This window comes from Planotetraspora thailandica (genome assembly GCF_016863335.1).
GTDB classification, from domain to species: Bacteria; Actinomycetota; Actinomycetes; order Streptosporangiales; family Streptosporangiaceae; genus Planotetraspora; species Planotetraspora thailandica.
The window spans coordinates 35,556-53,458 of record NZ_BOOR01000042.1; the positions used below are offsets into that span (position 1 = coordinate 35,556).

Here is a 17,903-nt window from a genome sequence, read left to right on the forward strand (position 1 = left end):
GCGATCACTTTCCTTTGCAGGCCGCGGCTGCCCGCCGCCTCGCCGCGCTGGTCTGAGCGCTGGGACCGCCAGTCGAGGGACAGCGTCATGAACGCAGGGCTAGCGGGACTTTGAGCGGATGGCTTGACGCTGGTGCCAACGATGCCGCAGTAGTCAGGATGACTCCGCAGATCTGCCGCGGACCCGGCCTACCGGTTGCTGATCGCGTAGCGAGTTGCCATGTCTCCCGCAAGCTTGATCTGCGCGTAGAGAACTCCGTCAGCGGATCCGAACACCTCGAAGGACAACTCCGAACCGCCCACCGCCCGTGCCAGCCTCAGTTCGAGTGCGGCCTCGGCTCCCACCAAGAAGTAGCTGTACCAGCGTCCTTCCCCATCGTCATCCGTATCCGGCAGCGCGGAACCAACCGCCTGCCAGTCAAGATCATCAAACGTATAGCCCACCAGGGACGCGAGGATCTCACAGAGAACCCTCGCGTTCTCCTCCCAGATCCATCCCGCATGGATCAGATCTGACCGATGAGACATCCATACCCCCGATTCCGGCGCGGGTCCGGCAGTCCGAACAGGGGAAGGCGATTCATGAGCGCCTTGGCCGCAACAGGACCGATCCGAGGCAAATCACACGACCGGATTCCCGCTCTCGGTCTCAAGCGTCGGTGTCTTTCGGATGACGAGGCGAGGCGTAGACGACCCAGACAGTGTGGGTGTCATCATCGATCACTGTCGGAAGGTGGGACCGTGACCCGATCTCCACGCTTCGGACTCACGCTGAGACCCCTACCGGCCCGAAGTCGCCGCCCGTAGCCGTGCGAGCCTGAGCATAGTTTCCGGGGTCGGCCTTGATCCGAGCGGTCGCCCGCCAGCCCACTATCACTTCCTGCGTGGTGACATCGACATCCAGTTCCGCGGCGTCGGACAGAGCCTCCACCAGTTCAAGAGTGAAGGCACGCAGTTCATCGGAGGTGAGGTGGCGGACCCAGGGGAAGACCTCGGGCATGGCGATCACCAGCGCGCGGGCGGTCGGATCGTGCTTGATGAGGGCGAGGAACAGTCTGGATGCCGTAGCCAGCGTCTGCTCACGCCGGTCCTCACGGTCGGCGGCGGTCAGGTAGAAATCCGGGGCATCGCGGTGAGTGACACGTACTCGGCCGAGGCGCGCAGCGCGTTCGGCGACAGCCCGGGGATTTCTCGACAGGTCCGAGAAAGTGACGGCGTCGGCATTGCTAGTGCTCACCCCACCACCATAAGTCAGAACACATTCTGATAGGCGGGAACCGTAGGGAGATCAGCGCGCCCATCCCGCCGAGATTCGCGACACCAAGTTCGCCTACGGCCTGGACATCGTCTTCGACGGCCTAGCGATGCGAATGCCGCGTGCACACGGCTTAGCCAGCTTCAGGGGATGACCCGCGCACAGGGGCGAGTCCGATTTGCCAAACATGCACAGAAATATCGATGACATGATCTATGCATACGTTTGAAACGATCTCTTCTTATCGTCGCGCCTGGCGTTGCGGGGCGTTAACCGGCCGGTGCCGGGGTGCCCCGTTCGCGTGTGAGAACCACGGAAGAGACGAGGTACGGACGTGGGACAACACGAAGGCGCAGGCGAGGTCGAGCAGGCAGGCGAGCGAATCGGCAGGGGCACGCTGAGCCGGCGGGCCCTGATCGGCGGGGCGGGAACCGCGGCTGCGGGCACGGCGCTGGCCGTGACGCTGGGCGGCGGGGTGGCGAACGCGTCGGCCACGACGAAGCACACAGCGAAGAAATCGAGCAACGGGGACGCGGCGTCACTGCCGTCGGTGAAGGACATCCCGCGCCGGTCGCGGCTGGTCGACTACGAGATCGTGGAGCTCGCGGCGCTGCTGCGGGCGGGCAGGGTGTCCAGCGTCGAGCTGACCCAGGCTTACCTGGACCGGATCGACAAGTTCAACGGCCCCTTCGAGACCTACGGCAACAACGGGCTCTACAACGCGTTCGTCCGCGTGGACGAGGCCGGCGCGCTCGCCGCCGCGCGCGCCGCCGACAGGCGCATCGCGGCGTGGCGCCGCAGCGGCGACCCGGTGCCGTGGTTGTGCGGCATCCCCATGGGGATCAAGGACTCCGTCGGCGTCAAGGGTCTCAACGCGCAGAACGGCTCCTCTGCCTTCGCGGGCAACCTCGCGCTCCAGGACGCCACCGTGGTGGCCCGGCTGCGCGCGGCCGGCGTGGTTCTGCTCGGGAGCACGATCTGCTCGGCGTTCTCCGGATCCATCACCGGCACGTTCGCCGGCAACGCCTGGAACACCGCGTACGTCCCCGGCGGGTCGAGCCAGGGCTCCGGCGTCGCACCGGTGGCCCGGCTGGCGGCGGCCGCCATCGGCGAGGAGACCGGCGGCAGCATCATCATGCCCTCGGCAGCCAACGGAGCCTCGGGCATCAAACCCTCGCTCGGCACCGTCTCGATCGCGGGGGTGATGCCCCTGTCGCCGGGATACGACGTGCTCGGCCCGCTGAGCCGCAGCGCCCGCGACTCGGCGCTGATCCTCGCCACCATCCTCGGCCCCGACCCGGTGAACGACCCGCAGACGCTGTCGGCGCCGTACCCGTTCCCGAAGATCCCGCTCAGCCCGCGCCGGGGCCGTAAGCCCCTGCAGGGCATGACGATCGGCATCCCGCAGACCGACTGGATGAACGTCAGCGGATCGATCAAGGTCGGTGTGAGCCCGCAGTCGACGTACGGCGCGGGCCACCTCGCGGCCTTCAACCGCCTGGTCGGCCAGCTGCAGAGCCTCGGGGCCCGGGTCATCCAGTTCCCCGGCCTGGACATGACCGACCCCTCACAGAACCCCTATTTCGCGTCGTCCGACGTGCTGGCCACCGTGGACGGCTCGGCGGTGTCCCCGTCCGCCGCGGTCGTCAACTCCAACCGGTACGAGGTGCGCTTCGCCGCGGCCGTCGCCGACTTCTGTGCCAGTGGCATCCCGTCGGCCGCCGCGGTGACCACCCTGACCTCTCAGTACGGCCGCCGGGCTCCCGGCGAGTCCGCCGCGAGTTTCGCCGCCGCGGACCGGTTCAACGGCGGGATCCCCGGTGCCGTGCGGTACGAGGGCGAGCAGCGCCGCCGCCGGCTGATCTCCAACTACACCAAGGCGCTGCGCGACCACGGCGTCGACTTCATGCTCGTCATGTCGATCGGCGACGTCGTCGGGCAGCGGTCCGGCGGAGCGGGCTTTCCCGTCTACCGCGCCTACTACCAGGTGCCGAACGCGCTCGGCTGGCCGATGGTCAGCTTCCCGATCGGATACGTGCAGGGGCTGGCGGCGTCGGCCCAGTTCTGGGGTCCCCGCTTCGCGGAAGCCGACATCACCCAGGCGATGATCGACTACCAGGCCAATTTCCCCGAATATCACAGCGCGGCTCCGCCGGACCCCACGGTGCCGGCGACCCCGCTCCCGAGCGCGCGGGCGGTGCCGTCCTTCGTGGACGACGGCCCGAGCAATGACCCCCTCATCGGCGAGGCCGAAGTGAAGGCGGCGCTGGGATGAGCCTCGACACTCCGGCGCGGTTCCTGACCGTCGCGTACGGCACGCCGATCGACATCGGCTTCCTCCCGAAGGCTCCCGACGGGCAAGACGGCAGGCTGCTGACACTCGGCTGGCAGGCCAAGCTCGGAACCTCGTTCCTTCCCTACGACCCCGAGGACGAGCTGATCGGACCTTACGACTCGTCCGCCTGAACGCATTCCCACGTGAACGGCCCCGGACAATCGTCCGGGGCCGACCGGCGGCATTACGGCATGGGCTCCCACGACGCGCATGGCATCCGCCTGAAGACCGCTATTTCCCGCCTGTAACAAGATCTTCATATGGCGTTTCCCGCGCCCTACCAGGGCGCTCTGACGCACCGACGGCGTCGAACCTGGCCTCCGGACCGGCGCCCGATGTAAGCGGCACGTTTCGACGATCTCGCCCGTTTTCTGTCAGTAAAACATGACATTTCGTCATAACTGATGTCTTGCAACTGTCCTTCTGGCTCATCCCCCGAGACCCGAGCAAACCCCGGCTCAGGTCTGGAGACAGAAGGAGAAGACTCGTGCGTCGAGTCATTACCGCCGGCGTGACCGTCCTCGTCGCGCTCGCCGTCACCCTGACCCTGCCTGCGGGTCCAGCCAGCGCCGCTCCTCCCGGAATCCCCTCCGCCGCCACCGCGGCTTCGGAGCTCGCCTCGCTGACCGTCGCCGCCGAATCCCACGCCTCCACCTACAGCCGCGACCTGTTCCCGCACTGGATCATTCAGTCCGGCACCTGTGACACCCGCGAGCAGGTCCTCAAGCGGGACGGCACCAACGTCGTCACCAACTCCAGCTGCTCCGCCACCTCCGGCACCTGGCGCTCGCCGTACGACGGGGCGACTTGGACCGCCGCGTCCGACGTCGACATCGACCACATGGTGCCGCTCGCGGAGGCCTGGCGGTCCGGCGCCTGGGCCTGGACCACCGCGAAGCGGCAGGCGTTCGCCAACGACCTGTCCCGGCCTCAGCTGTGGGCCGTCACCGACAACGTCAACCAGTCCAAGGGCGACCAGGACCCCTCCACCTGGAAGCCTTCGGTGACCTCGTTCCGGTGCACGTACGCCCGGGCGTGGATCGGCGTGAAGTACTACTACGGGCTGACCCTGCAGAGCAGCGAGAAGTCCGCATTGAGCAGCATGCTCGGCGGCTGCTGACCGGTCCCCTCGCGGGTGAGGCCGCCCACGGCACGGCGCCGTGCGGCGGCCTCTCGGATGCCCGTGAGACCGCGTCAACCCCTTCAGGCGGTCTCCGGCGTCGATGGGCTGTGAACAGGTATCAGTGACATTCGTTACACTCCGAGCCGACCTTCGCGGCAGTACCGGAACCGACGAGTTCGTCCAGATCTCCACCGCGGTCGACAGCGATCGGCACAGCGCTCGTCGGGTCTTGATGCGCGGCGGGGAAGGCGTCGACGTCGTCCAGCCGGATTCACAAGGCGTGCCCGTCCCGTAAGACGATGGACGGCACACGCGCTAATCAGCCGCGGTCCGACCATTCGATGCCTGGACCGCCACACCTGTGCCGGGTGCCGCTCTCGGCATCAGGCGAAGGACGGCCGCGACAGAACCCGCAGGTAGGACGTGTATACACGTAGGGTCGTGTCGTCTTTCGGAAGGTTGTCATGAACGCTCGATCGTTCCGTTTCGGGGTCAGTCTCCTTAATGCCGGTTCTTCCCGATCAGACTGGCTTGCGCGAGCCAGGGAAGCCGAGGATCTGGGGTACGACGTCCTGCAGGTGCCCGACCACCTCACCACGGTGGCGCCGTTCCCGGCGCTGGTGGCCTCGGCCGATGTGACCAGCATGCGGCTGGGGACGTACGTGCTCAACGCCGGCGTATTGAGCCCGGCCTACCTCGCCCGGGACGTAATCGACACACAGCGGCTCACCGACGGCCGGCTCGAGCTCGGTCTGGGCGCCGGTTACGTGCCGGAGGAGTTCGCCGCGGTGGGCTTGCCGTTCGGCACGCCGGGGTCGCGTCTGCGCAAGCTCGAAGAGGTCCTCACGGGGCTGCGGGAGCTGCTGGCGGCCCGGCCCGACACGCCGCAACCGCCGATCATGGTGGCCGGCGTGGGCGACCGCATTCTCACGCTGGCGGCCCGCAGCGCCGACATCATCAGTTTCCCGATCTCGGTCGGCTTCGGCGAGGGCACCCCTGAGCAGGCTCTGGGCAACCGCGTCCAGCACGTCCGGGACGCGGCCGGCGAGCGCATCGGCGAGATCGAGCTGAACCTCTTCGTGGCAGGCGTCGGCCACCAGCTCGCCGACATCGATCTCTCGGTGATCACCGCGGCCACGGGCATGTCGGCTGAGCAGCTGGCCGAACTGCCCGGCGTCCTTGTCGGCTCGCCGCGGCAGATCGCCGACACCCTGCTGCGTTACCGCGAGGAGTTCGGCATCAGTTACATCAGTGTCCTGGAGCCTCACATGAGGGCGTTCGCCGAGGTCATTCCGCTGCTGAAGTGAGGCCGGCGCCGCCTAGTCGCCGGACGCCTCGATGGCGGCGACGACGGCGTCGGTCGTGATCGGCAGATCCCTGACGCGCACGCCGACGGCCGCGGTGACCGCGTTGGCGATGGCCGCCGCCGTCGGCCCCTGGGCCGCCTCACCCGCGCCGACGGACGGCGCGCCCGGCGTCTCCACGATCTCCACCGTGACCTCCGGCGCCTCGCTGAAGCGCAGGATCGGATAGCTCTCCCAGTCGCCGCTGGTGATCCGGCGCCGGTCGAACCGTACGCGCTCCTTCAACGTCCAGCTGGCCGACTGGGTGGCGCCGCCCTCGATCTGGTTGCGCACCCCGTCGGGCGTGACGACCAGGCCGACGTCGACGGCGATCGTCAGCCGCCGGACCCGGATGTCGGTTTCCGCCTCCACCTCGGCGATGATCGCGCAATAGGCGCCCTTGTCCTTGTAGCGGGCGAATCCGATGCCGAGGCCCGTGCCCTCCGCCATGGGTCTGCCCCAGCCGGCCGCCGCGGCGGCGCGTTCGAGCACCACACGTCCACGCGGGTCGCGCAGGTGCCTGAGCCGGTATTCGAGGGGGTCGGCGCCCGCGGCGAGCGCGAGCTCGTCCATGAACGACTCGATGGCGAACACGTTCATGTACGCCCCGAGTGCCCGCATGGCCGACGAGCGGATCGGCGTCTCAAGCAGCCGGTGGCCGGTGACCCGGCGGTCGGCGAAGTCGTAGATCGGCACCGCACTGCGCACCGTGCCCCAGCCGCTCGCCGCCGGCGGATCGGACGCCGCCGGATAGTGCAGCGGCCGTTCGAGGTAGGCGCCCGCGAGCAGACCGGGCACGCCCTGGTAGCCGGGGCGGCTGGTGTGGCCCTGGCTCCACACGTCGTACCGCCAGGACAGCACCGCGCCCGAATCGTCGACCACCGCGCTCACGTCGGCGGACATGGCAGAGGCGAGTGGCGACCAGGTGAGCTCGTCGTTGCGGCTCCACTGCACCTGGACGGGCCTCCCCGGCACCTGGCGGGCCAGCAGCACGGCGTCGAACGCGGCGTCGTCGGCGCCGTTGTGGCCGTAACACCCGGCGTTCTCCGCGTGCTCGACCTCGACCCGCTCCACGTCGAGGTCCAGCGCCTTCGCTATCGCGGCGCGCAGCTGGTGGATGCCCTGGCTGTGGCTCCAGACCGACAGGGTGTCGTCGTCGTTCCACCGGGCCACGCCGCAGCTCGGCGCGATGGACCCGTGCGCGAGGAAGGGCCGGTTGTAGGTCGCTCCGACCGTGCGGCCCTCAGGCGCCGGCCCGTCGGCGGTCAGCACCTCGATGGTCTCGTGTGGGCCCGAGCGCAGGAAAGCGGGCAGGTCGTCCTCGTCGGGCAGCGAGTCGTGCTCCTCCCACGAGGCCGCGTCGCGCAACACCTGTACGGCCCGCATGACCTCGGCCTCGTCGGCTCCGACCACTCCGGCGAACGAGCCGTCCCTGACCACCTGTACGGCGATGCCGGCGGAATCTCCCAGCGTCAGCAGCCGAGCCCCCGGCGACGGCGGGCGCAGCACCCTGCCGTACAGCATCCCGGGAAGAGCCAGGTCGTGGATGTACCGCGGACGGCCGGCGATCTTGTCGGGCAGGTCGAGCCGTGGCGCGCTCGTGCCGACCAGTGCCGGCCGGTCGCCGCCGGTCACCGGCGCACCGGGGTCGGCCGGCACGTCGAGGCCGACCACGCCGGCCAGCTCGCCGTACGTCGTGACGTGCTCGGCGCACACGAGCCTGCCGTGCCGTACGGTCACCTGGCCGGGCTCCACGCCCCAGCGCCGCGCCGCCTCGCGCACGAACGCCGCCCGCACCTGGGCGCAGGCCGCGCGTACGGCGGGAGCCGAGCGCACGATCGACATGCTGCCGGCCGTGAAACCCTCGTCGGGCCCGCGGGCGGTGTTCGCCGGAGGCATCCTGACCTGCGCGAGGTCGACGCCGAGCTCGTCGGCGGCGACCTGGGCGAGCGCGGTGAGGATGCCCTGGCCGAGCTCGACCTTGCCGACGCGCACGTCGACCGTGCCGTCCGGGTGGACGGTCACCCAGCGGGACAGCACGGGGTTGGCCGCCAGGTCGGGCGGCAGCGCGCGCGGCGGGGCGGCCGGCAGGGTGGACGGCAGGGCGCGTTCGACGGTCATGAGGAGGCCTCCGCGTTCACACGCTCACCGCTGTCTGCGGTCTCGTCACCGGTCTCGTCACCGGGCGGCTCCTCCTGCGCCGAGGGACGGCGGCCGCGCGACTCCCCCGGGACGCCGGGACTGGACGCGGCCTTGAGCACGGCCCGCACCACCCGCTGCTGGACGCCGCACCGGCACAGGTTGCGGTCGAGCGCCCGCACGACGGTCTTCTCGTCGGGCGCGGGCGTCGACTCCAGGAGCGTCGCCGCGCTGACGGCGATGCCGGAGATGCAGAACCCGCACTGCGCGGCCTGCTCCTCCAGCAGCGCCTCCTGCACGGGGTGCAGCTCGTCGCCGGGCGCGAGGCCCTCGACGGTCACCACGTCACGTCCGGCCGCCGACCACATCGGCACGTCGCACGAGGGCACGACGTCGCCGTCCATGCGAACGAAGCAGGCGCCGCACAGGCCCAGTCCGCAGCCGAACCGGGTGCCCTTGAGGTCCAGCTCGTTGCGGAGGACGTGGAGCAGCGACGTGTCCGGGTGCGTCTCGACCCGCACGGGCCTGCCGTTCACCGTGAGCTCGAATGCCTGCGTCATGGGTTCGGTCCTTCGAATACCTCGGGATGCAGGGACAGCTCGATACGCGTGCGCCTGATGTGGCCGGCGAGGTGGCGTTCCGCGTCGACGGCGTCCCGCCGCTGGATGGCGTCGAGCAGCAGGCGGTGCTCCGCGTTGATGACCCAGCGCCGCTCCTGCCCGCTGACCTTCATGAAGAGCCGCCGGTAGTGCTGGCTGGAGTTCCACAGGCGGACGACCATCGTGGACAGATGGTCGATCCGGCATCCGGTGTAGGTCATCAGGTGGAACTCGCGGTCGAGGGCGAGGAACTCGCCGAGACCGGTGTCCGCCTCGATCTTCTCCTGCAACCGCTCCAATTGTTTCAGGTCGTCCTCGGACAGGTTGGGGATGCTCTCGGTCAGCGCCAGCGGTTCGAGCCGCTCGCGGATCTGGTAGATGACGCTCACCTCGTGCATGCCGAGCTTGGGGACCCTGGCCCCTTTGTGCGGCACGTTCTCGGTCAGCCCCTCGGCCTCGAGGATCCGCAGGGCCTCGCGCACCGGCAGCCGGCTCGCGCCGAAACGCTCGGCCACCTCCTCCTGCCTGATGCGCTCCCCCGGGGCGATCTCACCGTCGAGGATGGCCGCGCGCAGGTGACCGGCGATGCGCTGGCTCGCCGCGTCGCCGCTCGGGGTCTGCCCGTCCTCGTGCCGCATGTGTGCCTCCCCTACGCCGTCCGGTCGAACGCCTTGCCGCCCGGGTAGGACACGAGCTCGAACTGCATGCCCCAGGGCGCGAGGAAGTAGACCCAGCGCTGGCCCTCGCTCGGCCCCTTGCTGGCCGTCGGTTCGCCGATCATGGTCACCCCCCGTTCCTTCAGGTACGCGATCGCCACGTCCAGGTCCTCGACGTACAGGGCGACATGGTGGCCGCCGACGTCGCTGTTCCTGGGGATCTCCGTCCGCTGGTCGGGCGCCGAATACTCGAACACCTCAAAGACCGCCTGCCCACCACAGCGGAAGAAATGCAGCTCACGCATCACCGCGCGGGGATGCACGTTGAGGTGCTCCGCCATCCAGTCGCCGTCGTCATGACGGTAGGGGCCCAGGGTGTACATGTACTCGCAGCCGAGGACGTCGACCAGGAATCTGCTCGCCTCCTCGAGATCCGGCACGGTGAAACCGATGTGGTCCAGGCGGGTCAGCCCGGGAAGTCCGGCGTCCATCCTGCAACTCTCCACGAGGGGAACATTGGATCCAAATTAGCATAAGAGCTCCTCCGCAAAGCCGTCCAGACGGCGCGCACGCCTGGATATTGGATCCACTTTGTGTCACCCTTGGTTCTCTGCGAACGATTGCATGGGAGAACCATGACCGAGCACCACCGACTCGAGCCGTCGGCGCCATGGGTCGAGGTCGTCGCCACCGATTCCGACTGGGACGCAGCCGAGCCCGGCCTGCTCACGTCGATGCTGAGCCAGCTCGTGCTGATCCGGACCTTCGAGGAATACGTCCTCGACCTAGCCCGCGAGGGCCTGGTCCACGGCCCCGCCCACTCCAGCATCGGGCAGGAGGGCGGCGCGGTCGGCTCTATCCTGCCGCTCACCAGCCAGGACACCGTGAACGGCTCCCATCGGGGCCACCACCAGTTCGTGGCCAAGGCGCTCGGCCACGTGGAGCCGAAGGGGATCGACCCCACCAAGGACTTCTCCGCCGAAGTCAGGGCGGTGCTGCTGCGCAGCCTCGCGGAGATCTGCGGCCTCGACCGCGGCTTCAGCCACGGCCGCGGCGGATCCATGCACCTGCAGTGGAAGGAGGCCGGCGCCATCGGCACCAACGCCATCGTCGGCGGCGGCGTCCCCCTCGCCGCCGGGTCCGCGTGGGCGCACCGCCAGGCCGGCACCGACGCCGTCGCGGTCACCTATTTCGGCGACGGCGCGATCAACATCGGATCCACGCTGGAGACGCTCAACCTGGCCTCCGCCTGGCGCCTGCCCCTGTGCTTCTTCATCGAGAACAACCGCTACGCCGTGTCGACCAACGTCGAGGAGGTCACCGGCGAGCCGCGGCTCTCGGCGCGCGGCCCGGGTTTCGGGATCGCCAGCTGGAAGGTCGACGGCATGAACCCCCTGGCCGTCCACCTCGCCATGCGGCAGGCCCTGGCCCACATGCGCGGCGGCGACGGCCCCGCGCTGATCGAGGCCGACGTCTACCGCTACTTCCACCAGAACGGCCCCTTCCCCGGCAGCGCGTTCGGCTACCGGACCAAGGAGGAGGAGCGGGCGTGGCGCGACCGCGACCCGATCACGCAGCTGACCGCCCACCTCGTCCGGCGGGGCATCCTCACCCGGGAGGAGATCGACGCGACGACGGCGCGGGCCAGGGCGCTGATGGACGACATCGGCGGCACCCTCCTCGAACCCCTTCCCGGCGGCAAGCCCGGGCAGCGCAGGATCAGGCCGCAGGAGTGGCCCGACCCCGCCTTCGCCGACGTGGGGGTGCGCGGTGATCTGTCCGAGTTCGCCGGGGCCCGCATGGCCGACCGCGACTGGTTCACCGGCGAGATCGCCGAGGTGAAGTTCATCGACGCCGTCGCCCGGGTGATGGCGCGGCGGATGGAGACCGACGCGTCGATCGTCGTGATGGGCGAGGACGTGCACCGGCTCGGCGGCGGCACCAACGGCGCCACCAAAGGGCTCAAGCAGGCCCACCCCGACCGGGTGCTCGGCACCCCCATCAGCGAGAACGCCTTCACCGGGCTCGGCGGCGGCATCGCGCTCGACGGCCGCTTCACCCCCGTCGTCGAGTTCATGTACGCCGATTTCATGTGGGTGGCCGCCGACCAGCTGTTCAACCAGATCGGCAAGGCCAGGCACATGTTCGGCGGCGACGGCGACGTGCCGTTCGTGCTGCGCAGCAAGGTCGCCATGGGCACGGGATACGGCTCGCAGCACTCGATGGACCCCGCCGGGATCTTCGCGACCGCGCCGGGCTGGCGCATCGTCGCCCCCTCGACCCCGTTCGACTACGTCGGGCTCATGAACAGCGCCCTGCGCTGCAAGGACCCGGTGGTCGTCCTGGAGCACGTCGACCTGTACACCTCGACGGGCGAAGGGCCGGCCGACGACTTCGACTACTGCATCCCCGTCGGCAAGGCCGCCGTGCGCAGAACGGGATCGCAGCTCACCGTGATCTCCTACCTCGCGATGACGGCCTACGTGCTCGAGGCGGTCGACTCCCTCGGTGACGTCGACGCCGAGGTGATCGACCTGCGCTGGCTCGACCGGGCGAGCATCGACTGGGACACGATCGGCGCGAGCATCAGGAAGACCAACAACGTGCTCATCGCCGAGCAGGGGGCGCTCGGCACGTCGTACGGCGGCTGGCTGGCCGATGAGATCCAGCGCAGGTTCTTCGACTGGCTGGACCAGCCGGTGCAGCGGGTGACCGGCGGCGAGGCCTCTCCCAGCATCAGCAAGGTCCTCGAACGCGCGGCCATCGCGAGGCACGAGGAAGTGGCCGCCAAGCTGACCGAGATCACGGCGTACTGAGAGGTCCTGGACATGGCCAAGCTCCTGCGCATGCCCGAACTCGCCGCGAACGCGGTCGAGGCCGTCCTTCAGGGATGGCCGATCGCCGAGAACACCCCGTTCGCGGCCGCCGACGTCATCGCCACGGTCGAGACCGAGAAGGCGGTGGCCGACATCGAGGCCGAGACGCCCGGCGTGATCCTCAAGACCCTCGTCCCCGAAGGCGCCGGGGTCGAGGTCGGCGCGCCCATCGCGGTCATCGGCGAGCCCGGGGAGCAGATCGCCGACCTGACCGCACTGCTCGCCGAACTCGGCGTGGCGACCCCCGCGATGCCCCCCGCACCCGCCGCCGCCCCGGCCCCCGCCGCCGCGCCCATAGCCACGCCTTTCCCTACGGCCGGTACGGAGGTTCCCGCGGCGAACGGCACGGGCGGGCGCGTCTTCGCCAGCCCCCTCGCCCGCCGGATGGCCAGGGACGCCGGCCTGCCGTACGAGCAGATCACCGGCACCGGGCCGAACGGCCGGATCATTCGCAGGGATGTGGAGGCCGCGATCGCGAGCCGCGCCCAGGCGGCTCCGCCAGCGCCTTCCTCTCCGGTGACGGCCCCCGCACCCCGTACGGCCGGCCCGGCCGGATACACCGATATCCCCCACTCGCGGATCCGCAGGGCCGTGGCCACCCGGCTGAGCGAGAGCAAGCAGACGATCCCGCACTTCTACCTGCGGGGCACGGCCGAGGCGGGCAGGCTGCTGCGCCTACGCGAACGGCTCAACGACGGCGCCCGGGTCCGCGTGTCGGTCAACGACCTCGTGGTCAAGGCGGTGGCGGCCACGCACCTCCTCGTGCCGGAGATGAACGTGATCTGGACGCCCGACGCGGTCCGGTCGTTCTCCACGGCCGACGTCGCGGTCGCGATCGCGACCGATCGCGGCCTCGTCACTCCCGTACTCAGGGGCGTCGAACACATGACCGTCACGGCCGTCTCCGCGGCGGTCAGAGACTTCGCCGAGCGGGCGAAGGCCGGGAGGCTGCGCCAGGACGAGCTGGAGGGCGGGACGATCAGCGTCACCAACCTCGGCATGTACGGCACGGAGGAGTTCGCGGCCATCGTCAACCCGCCGCATTCGGCGATCCTGGCCGTCGGGGCCGCCCGGGAGGAGCCGGTGGTCAAGCACGGCAGGCTCCAGGTGGGCACCGTGATGCGGGTGACGTTGTCGGTCGACCACCGGCCGGTCGACGGGGTGGTGGCGGCGGAATGGATGCGCACGTTGCTCTCTCTGTTGGACAACCCCCTGCGAATCCTGGCCTGAGACATCGCTAAGGTCGATCGGGTAAACAAATCCTCTGTCGAGCGGATTTCTGCCGCGCGGACTATCCGCCGACAGGAGGACCACGGAACCGCGTCAAGCTTGGGGGGATTCCTTATGCAGACCCGCCACATCGGTGACGTTCAAGTCGGTGAGATCGGCCTGGGCGGCATGGCCATGTCGATCGAAGGACGGCCGGACGAGGCGCGCTCGGTCGCGGCGATCCACGCCGCCCTCGACGCGGGCGTCACGCTGATCGACACCGCCGACGCCTATCACCTTTACGCCGACGAGGTCGGCCACAACGAGTCGCTGATCGCACGGGCGCTGGCGAGCTACGGCGGCGACACCTCCGACGTGCTCGTCGCCACCAAGGGCGGGCACCTCCGCCCCGGCGACGGCTCCTGGACCGTCGACGGCTCGCCCCAGTACATCAAGCAGGCCGCGGACGCCTCGCTCAAGCGGCTGGGCGTGGACGCCATCGGGCTCTATCAGTTCCACCGCCCCGACCCGCGGGTGCCGTACGCGGACTCGGTCGGCGCCATCCGCGACCTGCTGGACGAGGGCAAGATCCGTATGGCGGGCATCTCGAACGCCGACCCGGACCAGATCCGGCAGGCGAACGAGATCCTCGGCGGCCGCCTGGTCAGCGTGCAGAACCAGTTCTCGCCGGCCTTCCGGTCGAGCGAGCCCGAGCTGGAGCTGTGCGCCGAAATGGGCATCGCCTTCCTGCCGTGGAGCCCCTTCGGCGGCATCTCCAGAGCCGGTGAGCTGGGTTCGCGGTTCTCCGCGTTCTCCGAGGTCGCGCAGGCGCACGGCGTGAGCCCGCAGCAGGTGTGCCTCGCGTGGATGCTGGCCAAGGCCCCGGTGGTGATCCCGATCCCGGGCTCCTCGCGGCCGGAGACGATCCAGGACTCGGTCAAGGCCGCCGACCTCAAGCTGTCGGCCGACGAACTGAGCAGGCTCGACGCGAGCTGAGCCACCGCGCATACCAAACGCCCGGCGATCACGCCCTCTCGCATGATCGCCGGGCGTTTCGCATCCCGGCCGCGGGTCAGCTCATCGCTTCCGATGACGTGAGCCCGCGCAGCCGTACGGCGTTGGCCGCGGCGTCGTCCTCCTCTCTCTGTGCCGCCTCGTCGGCCTGGACGTGCTGCCGGTAGTCGGCGATCTCCCGTTTCACGGTGTCGGCGTCCCAGCCGAGCACCGGGGTCAGGAGTTCGGCGATCTCCTGAGACGCGGCGAGCCCGTGATCCCGCTCTTCGATGAAGATGCGGGTCCGGCGCACCATGACGTCTTCCAGATGCAGCGCTCCCTCGTGCGTGGCCGCGTAGACGGCCTCGACCTTCAGATATCCCTCCGCGCCCGGGATCGGATCACCCAGGCCCGGCGCCGCCTCGAGAATCTGGATCAGCTCCTCGACGCGTGAGCCGTACCGCCCCAGGAGGTGCTCCACGCGGCTGACGGGAATGCCCGCCCGCTCGGCGAGCCGCCTCCTGTTGTTGCGCACGGCCTCGAATCCGTCGGCGCCGATGATCGGCACCCGCTCGGTGACCGAGGCCGGTACGGGGTGGCCCAGCTCCTCGACGGCGGCGTCGACCGCGTCCTGGGCCATGACCCGGTACGTCGTGTACTTGCCGCCCGCCACGATCACGAGGCCGGGGACCGGCCGGGTGACCGCGTGCTCGCGGGACAGCTTGACGGTGTTGGCGCCCGACTGGCCGATCAGCGGGCGCAGGCCCACGTAGACGCCTTCGATGTCGTCGCGGGTCAGGGGCGTGTTCAGCACCGCGTTGACGTGGTCGAGGATGTAGTCGACGTCGGCGTGGGTGGCCGCGGGTTCGGCCTTGTCCAGGTCCCACGCGGTGTCGGTGGTGCCGACGATCCAGTGCGGGCCCCACGGGATGACGAAGAGCACGCTCTTCTCCGTGCGCAGGATCAAGCCGGTGTCGAGCCTGATCCGCTCGCGCGGCACGACGAGGTGCACGCCCTTGGAGGCGCGCACGGAGACCTGCTCGGCGGGCGTCCTCGCGACGGCCACGCCGGCCATGCGCTGGAGCTCCTCGGTCCAGACACCGGTGGCGTTGACCACCGCCCGTGCCCTGACCTCGATCTCCTCACCGCTTTCCAGGTCGCGCACGCGGGCGCCCGCCACCCGGTCGCCGTCGCGCAGGAAGCCGATCACCGGTGTCCTGGTGGTGACCACGGCGCCGTACTGCGCGGCGGTCTTGGCGACCATCATGGTGAACCGGGCGTCGTCGACCTGCGCGTCGTAGTACTCGATGGAGCCGACGAGCGCGTCCCTGCGCAGTGCGGGAGCCTTCTCCAGCGTGCGCCGCAGGGTGAGCTGGCGGTGCCTGCGCAGTCCGTACTTCCCGGCGAGCGTGTCGTACAGGGTGATGCCGGCGCCGATGTAGAACCGCTCCCAGACCCGGTGGCGCAGCGGGTACAGGAAGGAGACCGGCCGGACGAGGTGGGGTGCCAGCCGGGAGACCAGCAGCCCGCGCTCCTTGAGCGCCTCGCGGACCAGCCGGAAGTCGAACTGCTCCAGGTAGCGCAGGCCGCCGTGGATCAGCTTGCTCGACCGGCTGGAGGTGCCGGCCGCGAGGTCGCGGGCCTCCACCAGCGCGACCGACAGGCCGCGCGAGACCGCGTCGAGCGCGGCACCGGCTCCCACCACACCGCCGCCGACGACGAGCAGGTCGAACTCCTGCTCGCCGAGGGCGCGCAATGCGGCCGACCGGTACCGCGGCCCCAGGGCGGTCCCCCGAGATGGCCCCGAAGTTTCAGACATCGCGTTCAAAGCTCCTCAATGTTCGAGGGAAGGTGTCAGTCCACGTCGACCCAGTCGAGCGTGCGGGTCACGGCCTTCGTCCAGCCCGCGTACCCCCGCTCGCGCTGCTCGTCGTTCCACTCGGGCTGCCAGCGCCTGGCCTCGTTCCAGTTGCGCTTGAGGTCCTCGGTGGAGTTCCAGAAGCCGACGGCCAGGCCGGCGGCGTAGGCCGCGCCGAGCGCGGTGGTCTCGGCCACGACCGGCCGGGACACGGGCACGCCGAGGATGTCGGCCTGCAGCTGCATGCACAGCTCGTTGGCGGTCACGCCGCCGTCTACGCGCAGCACGTCCAGGACGACCCCGGAGTCCTGCTGCATGGCCTCGACGACGTCGCGCGTCTGGTAGCAGATCGACTCCAGGGTCGCCCGCGCCAGGTGCGCGTTGGTGTTGAAGCGGGACAGGCCGACGATGGCGCCGCGGGCGTCGGACCTCCAGTAGGGGGCGAACAGGCCGGAGAACGCCGGCACGAAGTACACCCCGCCGTTGTCCTCGACCTGCCGGGCCAGCGCCTCACTCTGGGCGGCGCCCGAGATGATGCCCAGCTGGTCGCGCAGCCACTGTACGGCCGAGCCCGTGACCGCGATCGACCCTTCCAGCGCGTAGACGGGCTTGGCGTCGCCGAACTGGTAGCAGACGGTCGTCAGCAGGCCGTTGCGCGAGCGCACGGGCTCGGTTCCGGTGTTGAGCAGCAGGAAGTTGCCGGTGCCGTAGGTGTTCTTGGCCGTGCCCGGCTCGAAGCAGACCTGGCCGACGGTCGCCGCCTGCTGGTCGCCGAGGTCGCCGGCGAGCGCGACCTCTCCGCCCAGCAGGCGGGTGACGCCGTACAGGTCCGGGTTGGACGACGGCTTGATCTCCGGAAGCATCTGGCGGGGGATGCCGAAGAACGACAGCAGCTCGTCGTCCCACTGGAGGGTCTCCAGGTCCATCAGCATCGTGCGGCTGGCGTTGGTCGGGTCGGTGACGTGCACGCCGCCGTCGACGCCTCCGGTGAGGTTCCACAACAGCCAGGTGTCGGTGTTGCCGAAGATCGCGTCGCCGCGCTCGGCCGCCTCACGCACGCCGTCGACGTTCTCCAGAATCCACTGGATCTTGCCGGCGGAGAAATACGTGGCCGGGGGCAGGCCGGCCTTGCGCCTGATGACGTCGCCCTTGCCCTCGCGCTCCAGCGCGGAGGCGATGCGGTCGGTCCTGGTGTCCTGCCAGACGATCGCGTTGTAGTACGGCCGGCCGGTGCGGCGATTCCACACGACCGCGGTCTCCCGCTGGTTGGTGATGCCGAGCGCGGCGAGGTCGGAGGAGTGCAGGTTGGCCACGCGCATCGCGGTGTCGGCGACGGCGCGTGTGCGCTCCCAGATCTCGGTGGGGTTGTGCTCGACCCAGCCCGCCTGGGGGAGGATCTGCTCGTGCTCCAGCTGGTGGCGGGCCACCTCGTTCCCGCCGTGGTCGAAGATCATGAAGCGGGTGCTCGTGGTGCCCTGGTCGATCGCTCCGACGAAGTCGGCCATCGCGCGTCTGCCT

At 69.8% G+C, this 17,903-nt stretch carries 15 protein-coding genes; 7 read left to right on the plus strand and 8 right to left on the minus strand.

The features are described from left to right. Positions 1-188 precede the first annotated feature (188 nt). Together Pth03_RS25985 and Pth03_RS25990 are read right to left on the minus strand one after the other, a co-directional pair. Positions 189-527 (minus strand): hypothetical protein, encoded by a 339-nt coding sequence (locus tag Pth03_RS25985; RefSeq protein ID WP_203947010.1) that lies wholly within the window; start codon positions 525-527, stop codon positions 189-191. A 238-nt stretch (positions 528-765) separates the two neighbouring features. Further along, positions 766-1,236 (minus strand): hypothetical protein, encoded by a 471-nt coding sequence (locus Pth03_RS25990; RefSeq protein ID WP_203947011.1) that lies wholly within the window; start codon positions 1,234-1,236, stop codon positions 766-768. 352 nt (positions 1,237-1,588) lie between these two features. Between Pth03_RS25990 and Pth03_RS25995 the strand changes: the two genes are divergently transcribed. The 4 genes from Pth03_RS25995 (at position 1,589) to Pth03_RS26010 (ending at position 6,019) form a co-directional block, all read left to right on the plus strand. Beyond that, positions 1,589-3,529, plus strand: a complete 1,941-nt coding sequence (locus tag Pth03_RS25995) for an amidase (protein WP_203947012.1) — start codon at positions 1,589-1,591, stop codon at positions 3,527-3,529. Continuing rightward, positions 3,526-3,720, plus strand: coding sequence for a hypothetical protein (locus Pth03_RS26000; RefSeq protein WP_203947013.1), 195 nt, complete (start codon positions 3,526-3,528; stop codon positions 3,718-3,720). The genes Pth03_RS25995 and Pth03_RS26000 overlap by 4 nt, the downstream gene beginning before the upstream one ends. A 356-nt stretch (positions 3,721-4,076) precedes the next feature. Continuing rightward, entirely contained in the window at positions 4,077-4,709 is a 633-nt protein-coding gene (locus Pth03_RS26005; RefSeq protein ID WP_203947014.1) for a GmrSD restriction endonuclease domain-containing protein, read from the plus strand. Positions 4,710-5,176: 467 nt separating this feature from the next. Beyond that, on the plus strand, positions 5,177-6,019 hold the full coding sequence (locus Pth03_RS26010) for a TIGR03621 family F420-dependent LLM class oxidoreductase (protein WP_203947015.1): 843 nt from the start codon (positions 5,177-5,179) through the stop codon (positions 6,017-6,019). A gap of 12 nt (positions 6,020-6,031) precedes the next feature. Here the strand turns inward: Pth03_RS26010 and Pth03_RS26015 are convergent, their stop codons facing one another. The 4 genes from Pth03_RS26015 to Pth03_RS26030 are packed head-to-tail and all read right to left on the minus strand — an operon-like array spanning position 6,032 to position 9,940. Then, positions 6,032-8,176 carry a xanthine dehydrogenase family protein molybdopterin-binding subunit gene (locus tag Pth03_RS26015; protein WP_203947016.1) on the minus strand — a complete coding sequence of 715 codons (2,145 nt, stop codon included), beginning with the start codon at positions 8,174-8,176 and terminating at the stop codon, positions 6,032-6,034. Further along, complete coding sequence (locus Pth03_RS26020) at positions 8,173-8,754, minus strand: (2Fe-2S)-binding protein (protein ID WP_203947017.1); 582 nt, start codon at positions 8,752-8,754, stop codon at positions 8,173-8,175. Before Pth03_RS26020 ends, Pth03_RS26015 begins: the two co-directional genes overlap by 4 nt. After that, a complete protein-coding gene (locus Pth03_RS26025) occupies positions 8,751-9,431 on the minus strand; it encodes a GntR family transcriptional regulator (protein WP_203947018.1) in 681 nt (226 codons plus the stop codon). The genes Pth03_RS26020 and Pth03_RS26025 overlap by 4 nt, the downstream gene beginning before the upstream one ends. A gap of 11 nt (positions 9,432-9,442) precedes the next feature. Beyond that, positions 9,443-9,940 (minus strand): VOC family protein, encoded by a 498-nt coding sequence (locus Pth03_RS26030; protein WP_203947019.1) that lies wholly within the window; start codon positions 9,938-9,940, stop codon positions 9,443-9,445. 144 nt (positions 9,941-10,084) lie between these two features. Between Pth03_RS26030 and Pth03_RS26035 the strand changes: the two genes are divergently transcribed. The 3 genes from Pth03_RS26035 (at position 10,085) to Pth03_RS26045 (ending at position 14,530) form a co-directional block, all read left to right on the plus strand. Beyond that, positions 10,085-12,265, plus strand: a complete 2,181-nt coding sequence (locus Pth03_RS26035; RefSeq protein WP_203947020.1) for a dehydrogenase E1 component subunit alpha/beta — start codon at positions 10,085-10,087, stop codon at positions 12,263-12,265. Between the two features lie 12 nt (positions 12,266-12,277). Next, positions 12,278-13,555, plus strand: a complete 1,278-nt coding sequence (locus tag Pth03_RS26040; protein WP_203947021.1) for a 2-oxo acid dehydrogenase subunit E2 — start codon at positions 12,278-12,280, stop codon at positions 13,553-13,555. Positions 13,556-13,669: 114 nt separating this feature from the next. Then, on the plus strand, positions 13,670-14,530 hold the full coding sequence (locus Pth03_RS26045; RefSeq protein ID WP_203947022.1) for an aldo/keto reductase: 861 nt from the start codon (positions 13,670-13,672) through the stop codon (positions 14,528-14,530). A gap of 76 nt (positions 14,531-14,606) precedes the next feature. On the opposite strand, the gene Pth03_RS26050 is transcribed toward Pth03_RS26045, so the two are convergent. Together Pth03_RS26050 and glpK are read right to left on the minus strand one after the other, a co-directional pair. Beyond that, positions 14,607-16,346, minus strand: coding sequence for a glycerol-3-phosphate dehydrogenase/oxidase (locus Pth03_RS26050; protein WP_203947023.1), 1,740 nt, complete (start codon positions 16,344-16,346; stop codon positions 14,607-14,609). A 35-nt stretch (positions 16,347-16,381) separates the two neighbouring features. Continuing rightward, the gene (gene glpK / locus Pth03_RS26055) at positions 16,382-17,890 is read right to left on the minus strand and encodes a glycerol kinase GlpK (protein ID WP_203947024.1); all 1,509 of its coding nucleotides are present in this window, start codon (positions 17,888-17,890) and stop codon (positions 16,382-16,384) included. Positions 17,891-17,903: the final 13 nt, after the last annotated feature.

What these genes read in the sequence shown, in the direction of transcription:
- Pth03_RS26015 (WP_203947016.1), bottom strand. Translation starts at nt 8,176, where the DNA reads ATGACCGTCGAACGCGCCCTGCCGTCCACCCTGCCGGCCGCCCCGCCG.
- Pth03_RS26045 (WP_203947022.1), top strand. Translation starts at nt 13,670, where the DNA reads ATGCAGACCCGCCACATCGGTGACGTTCAAGTCGGTGAGATCGGCCTG.
- Pth03_RS26035 (WP_203947020.1), top strand. Translation starts at nt 10,085, where the DNA reads ATGACCGAGCACCACCGACTCGAGCCGTCGGCGCCATGGGTCGAGGTC.
- Pth03_RS26050 (WP_203947023.1), bottom strand. Translation starts at nt 16,346, where the DNA reads ATGTCTGAAACTTCGGGGCCATCTCGGGGGACCGCCCTGGGGCCGCGG.
- Pth03_RS26000 (WP_203947013.1), top strand. Translation starts at nt 3,526, where the DNA reads ATGAGCCTCGACACTCCGGCGCGGTTCCTGACCGTCGCGTACGGCACG.
- Pth03_RS26040 (WP_203947021.1), top strand. Translation starts at nt 12,278, where the DNA reads ATGGCCAAGCTCCTGCGCATGCCCGAACTCGCCGCGAACGCGGTCGAG.
- Pth03_RS25985 (WP_203947010.1), bottom strand. Translation starts at nt 527, where the DNA reads ATGTCTCATCGGTCAGATCTGATCCATGCGGGATGGATCTGGGAGGAG.
- Pth03_RS26030 (WP_203947019.1), bottom strand. Translation starts at nt 9,940, where the DNA reads ATGGACGCCGGACTTCCCGGGCTGACCCGCCTGGACCACATCGGTTTC.
- Pth03_RS26010 (WP_203947015.1), top strand. Translation starts at nt 5,177, where the DNA reads ATGAACGCTCGATCGTTCCGTTTCGGGGTCAGTCTCCTTAATGCCGGT.
- Pth03_RS26020 (WP_203947017.1), bottom strand. Translation starts at nt 8,754, where the DNA reads ATGACGCAGGCATTCGAGCTCACGGTGAACGGCAGGCCCGTGCGGGTC.
- Pth03_RS26025 (WP_203947018.1), bottom strand. Translation starts at nt 9,431, where the DNA reads ATGCGGCACGAGGACGGGCAGACCCCGAGCGGCGACGCGGCGAGCCAG.
- glpK (WP_203947024.1), bottom strand. Translation starts at nt 17,890, where the DNA reads ATGGCCGACTTCGTCGGAGCGATCGACCAGGGCACCACGAGCACCCGC.